Annotated in this window: 4 protein-coding genes and 1 pseudogene; 3 read left to right on the top strand and 2 right to left on the bottom strand. The window is 69.5% G+C overall.

All coding sequences use genetic code 11. The annotated features are described in order from the left end of the window. Nucleotides 1–952, bottom strand: a pseudogene (locus ACKOQ4_RS17465) (hypothetical protein); the annotation flags it as partial. 221 nt (nt 953–1,173) lie between these two features. Between ACKOQ4_RS17465 and ACKOQ4_RS17460 the strand changes: the two are divergent. Next, nucleotides 1,174–1,830 carry a L,D-transpeptidase family protein gene (locus tag ACKOQ4_RS17460; RefSeq protein WP_526293851.1) on the top strand — a complete coding sequence of 219 codons (657 nt, stop codon included), beginning with the start codon at nt 1,174–1,176 and terminating at the stop codon, nt 1,828–1,830. On the opposite strand, the gene ACKOQ4_RS17455 is transcribed toward ACKOQ4_RS17460, so the two are convergent. Next, nucleotides 1,831–2,298, bottom strand: a complete 468-nt coding sequence (locus ACKOQ4_RS17455; RefSeq protein WP_526293850.1) for a nuclear transport factor 2 family protein — start codon at nt 2,296–2,298, stop codon at nt 1,831–1,833. A 45-nt stretch (nt 2,299–2,343) separates the two neighbouring features. Between ACKOQ4_RS17455 and ACKOQ4_RS17450 the strand changes: the two genes are divergently transcribed. Both ACKOQ4_RS17450 and ACKOQ4_RS17445 read left to right on the top strand, forming a co-directional pair. Further along, nucleotides 2,344–3,609, top strand: a complete 1,266-nt coding sequence (locus ACKOQ4_RS17450) for a hypothetical protein (RefSeq protein WP_526293852.1) — start codon at nt 2,344–2,346, stop codon at nt 3,607–3,609. Between the two features lie 68 nt (nt 3,610–3,677). Further along, nucleotides 3,678–4,100: an Rv0313 family protein gene (locus ACKOQ4_RS17445; protein ID WP_526293849.1), complete on the top strand. Its 423-nt coding sequence runs from the start codon at nt 3,678–3,680 to the stop codon at nt 4,098–4,100. The last annotated feature ends 187 nt before the right edge of the window (nt 4,101–4,287 follow it).

Here is a 4,287-nt window from a genome sequence, read left to right as displayed (position 1 = left end):
CGACAACACCTGCCACCGCGCCGGCGGGTGTCGGCGCGGGGTCGGGCGGCGCCGCGACGACGGCATGCGCGGTCCCAGTACCCGGAGTCGGCGCCGAGGGAGCGTCGGGGAGGAGGGAGGCCGGTCGGGGCCAGGGGAGGTGTCCGGATGCCGAGACGCCGGCGCGGTGGCCGGTGTTGTCGGCGGCCCGGGCGCCCGCTCCGGTCGCGGGTACCGATGGGCCGCCGGTGCCGACTCCGCCGATCCCGGTTTCCGAACCGGGTGAGACCGAGGGCGCGGCCTCGATCGCCCCCGGCGCGGCGGTGGCGGGTGCGGCCGTTGAGTCCTCCAGCAGGCTCGTAACCCGGCTTCTGATCTCATCGGTACTGCGGGACGTGAACGCCGTGTGCAACTCCACACCGCCCTGCCGGGCCAACTGGCGCGCCGAGACAGCGCTTCCCTCGGCGTCGAGAACGTTCTGAATCGCGTTCAGGATGCTGCCCGCCTGCTGGGCGGCCTTGCCGTTCGCAAGTCCCTGACATTCGGCGACGACATCGGCGATTGCGCTGATCCTCTGCTCGACCGGGGCAGCGGAGCGCGCGATCTCGCGGATGTCGGCCTCGCCCCTCCGGGCGATGTCCGTCAAGTCTCTGCGCAACTGGGAAGCCGACCGGTGCGCGCAGTCGTACGCGCCGGCTTTCGTCCGGTTTCGCTCGGCGATCTCCCTGATGTGGTGTTCACCGGCGCCGAAGGATGCCTCGATGTTCTCGGCGGTGACTCCCCGCTGACTCCGAAGCGCGAGCCCGCGGATCGACTGCAGCACGTCGGCGTAGTCATCGTGGCTGGCTCCGGTCGCCGCCCGGGCGGCCGACGCCGACAGGGTCGACGTCACGGCGGCCCGCCCCGGCCACTGGTGGCCGACGAGTAACCCGAACAGACCGGCCAGTGGGTCGCCGGGAGGGGGCTGGGCCATGCCCGGATGGTAGCTTCGTGTTTGCCGCAGTGCCATTCACCTCTCGTTTCCCAGCCGGTCAGATCACCGGTAAAAGCAGTTCAAAGCCGTTTTACGACGTCCAGACCTCGGCTCGCCCGGTCCGGGATCCCGGATAGCCGAAATCCCGTCACCTCAAGCGCGCCCAACTGTGCCCGAACCTTGACTTGACCCTCGCCGAAGCGCCCGTGGACCATGAGCCCATGCGCCGATTCCCGTTCTCGATGGCGGCTGTCCTGAGCATGGCCGTTGCCGCGGTCGGTTCCGCGCCGGCCGGCCAGGCCGACACTCCCTGGTTCACCGCCCAGGTCGGAAATGCCACCCAGGTTCTCTCCGTCGTCGGTACCGGAGGGTCGACGGCGAAGATGGACGTCTGGCAACGCGGCGCGACCGGATGGCAGGCGATCGGCACCGGGATTCCCACCAACATCGGCTCGGCCGGCCTGGCGCCCAAGGCCCGCGACACCATCCCGGCGACCCCGATGGGCGTGTACTCCCTGGACTTCGCCTTCGGAACGCAGCCCAGTCCCGGGGGCGGCCTGAAGTATTTCCAGACCACCCCGGACTACTGGTGGTCGGCGCAGGGGCCGACCTACAACACGATGCAGGTGTGCAAGCAGGCCGACTGCCCGTTCGACACCTCACCGGCCAGTGGGACCGAGAACCTGTTCATCCCGGCGTACGCCCACGCCATCGTGATGGGCGTCAACAAGGAACGCATCCCCGGTGACGGTGGTGCGTTCTTCGTCCACACCAGCAACGGCGGAGCGACCGCCGGCTGCGTGGCCGTCGACGACGCCACCCTGGTCAAGATCATCCGATGGCTGCAGCCCGGTGCGGTCATCGCGATCGCCCAGTAGTCACGCCAGCGCCGGCCCCGGCGTCACCTTGCCCTCCAGTTTCTGGGCGACCTCGTAGGTGCGCTGGTAGCCGGTTGCGCAGATCCTCCAGCCGTCGGGCGTCTTGCGGTAGCGGTCGTGGTAGAACGCCGCGCCGAACAGCATGAAGTTGTGCTCCGGCACGATCACCCGGTCCTGCAGGTACCAGGTGCCCTCGGCCTCGTCGCCGTCGACGAGGGTGATCTCGGGATGGGTCACCCGATGTTCGGTGAGCACCCCGGCCGGCATCGCGGTGCGCATGAACTCGACCAGTTCGGCTCGGTTGGTGAAATGCAACTCCTTGCCCAGCGACGAGCCGTAGTCGCCGGCGATGTCGTCGGTCAGGGTGTCGGCGAAGTCGTCCCAGTGTTTGGTGTCCAGCGCCCGCAGGTAGCGGTACTTCACCCGCTTGATCGCCTCGATCGCTTCCAGGTCAGCCATGCCCGCCATTGCAGCACACTCCGGGGCGGGTGGACTAGGTTTGAACGGGTGAGCTTGTCGCCCAGCCGCTTCGCGGGGTTGTCACGTGCCGAACTCGCCGTTGTGGTTCCCGAGCTGCTGCTGATCGGCCAGTTGATCGACCGGTCCGGAATGGCTTGGTGCATAGCGGCTTTCGGGCGCGAGGAGATGCTCCGGATCGCCATTGAGGAGTGGGCGGGTTCGAGCCCGCTCTACACCAGGCGCATGCAGAGGGCCCTGCGTTACGAGGGCGAGGACGTCATCACCATCTTCAAGGGCCTGCAGTTCGACATCGGCGCCCCGCCGCAGTTCATGGACTTCCGCTTCACCGTTCACGACCGCTGGCACGGCGAGTTCCGTCTGGACCACTGCGGTGCGCTGCTCGACGTCGAACCGATGGGACCGGACTACGTCACCGGCATGTGTCACGACATCGAGGACCCCACCTTCGACGCCACCGCGGTGGCCACGAACCCCAGGGCCCGGGTGCGGCCCATCCACCGGCCGCCGCGCCGGCCGGCCGGCCGGACACCGCACTGCGCCTGGACGGTGAGCATCGAGGAGTCCAACCCGGAGGCACAGCCGATCCCCGCGCTGGCCCGCATCGCCGCCACCCGGGCCGCCACGTGGGAGCTGGCACCCATCGACCCGGGTGACGACGGCTTGGCCGACTACAGCGGACCGCTGTTGTCCGACGTCGACTTCGGGGCGTTCTCGCATTCGGCGCTGGTGCGCATCGCCGACGAGGTGTGTCTGCAGATGCATCTGCTCAACCTGTCCTTCGTGCAGGCGGTGGCGCAACGGGCCGCCGCCGACGCCGATCTGGTGCGGTCGATCTGCACCAGGCAACTCACCGGCATCGCCGGAGTCGCCGCGGAGCGGATTCACCGCGCCCTGCGTCTTCCCGCCGGTCTCGACGGTCTGGCCGCGGTGCTGCGCCTGCACCCGCTGCTCAACCCGTCCGGCTATGTCGTCGCCGAGGTCGAGGCGGGCCGGTTGCGGGTGCGGCGCTCGCCGGCCCACGACGACGGGGCCTGGATCGCACTGTGCGGTCCGCACGGCGGTCCGGACGGCGGTCCGGACGGCGGTCCGGACGCTCCGCAAGCGCTTCAGGCCATCGCCACCGGCGTCGACCCGCACCTGCGGGTGCGCATCAGCGGTTCGACCACCGACTGGACCGCCGAGGCCGAGTCGACCGGCAGCGCGCTGGCGGACTGCCCCGAGGTTCAGGTGACCAAAGTCAGCCGCGGCGCGACGTTCGCGTTCCGGCCACGCCGGTCGCTGCCGCTCACCGCTCTGTAAGCCCATTTCGCTGGCGGCGTATCGCCAACACGTCGACACCGACAGCAAACCCGGCGCACACTGGGGTCATGGACAACAACGGGCCGTTCGGCATCGATCCTGAGGAGTTCGACCGCGTCGTGCGCGAGACCGGCGAAGGTCTGCGCAGCGCCTTCGAGCAGGTCGGCCGGTTCTTCAACGCTTCGCCGGAGCGGGCCGGGTTCGGCATGCTCTTCGACCAGTTCGCCCGCCCGACGGCCAGGCCCCGCCCGCAGCCGGAGACCGCCGGTGAGGCCGGAGACGGCGTCTGGGCCATCTACATCGCCGACGCAACCGGCAAGGCACACGTCGAGCAGGTCTACCGGAACGAACTCGAGGCGCTGCGGGCCAACAAGCTCAACACCGATCCGAACCGCAGTGTGCGGTTCCTGCCCTACGGCATCGACGTCAGCGTCCTCGATGCGGTGACTGATACGGATCCCGAGTCCGAGTCGCCCGAGTCGCCCGAGTAGACCGATTCGAGATGATCGCCGGGGTCAGGCGCACAGCGGTTGCTGCGACGGCGGCGGGATTGGCCGCGGCGTCGGCAGCCCTCGCGCCGGCGATCGGCACCGCCGCCGAGTGTGGTCCGGGAACGGTGTACGACGCCCCCACCGACATGTGCGTCGTCGCGCCCGCCGCCCCCGCACAGTGGAATGC

This window comes from Mycobacterium sp., assembly GCF_046095365.1.
GTDB lineage: Bacteria > Actinomycetota > Actinomycetes > Mycobacteriales > Mycobacteriaceae > Mycobacterium.
Note: the sequence above shows the minus strand (reverse complement) of the source record. Positions and strands in the feature narration are given on the sequence as shown.

Excerpts from the sequence above, each read along its gene's own strand:
- ACKOQ4_RS17460 (WP_526293851.1), top strand. The coding sequence starts at position 1,174 with ATGCGCCGATTCCCGTTCTCGATGGCGGCTGTCCTGAGCATGGCCGTT.
- ACKOQ4_RS17445 (WP_526293849.1), top strand. The coding sequence starts at position 3,678 with ATGGACAACAACGGGCCGTTCGGCATCGATCCTGAGGAGTTCGACCGC.
- ACKOQ4_RS17455 (WP_526293850.1), bottom strand. The coding sequence starts at position 2,298 with ATGGCGGGCATGGCTGACCTGGAAGCGATCGAGGCGATCAAGCGGGTG.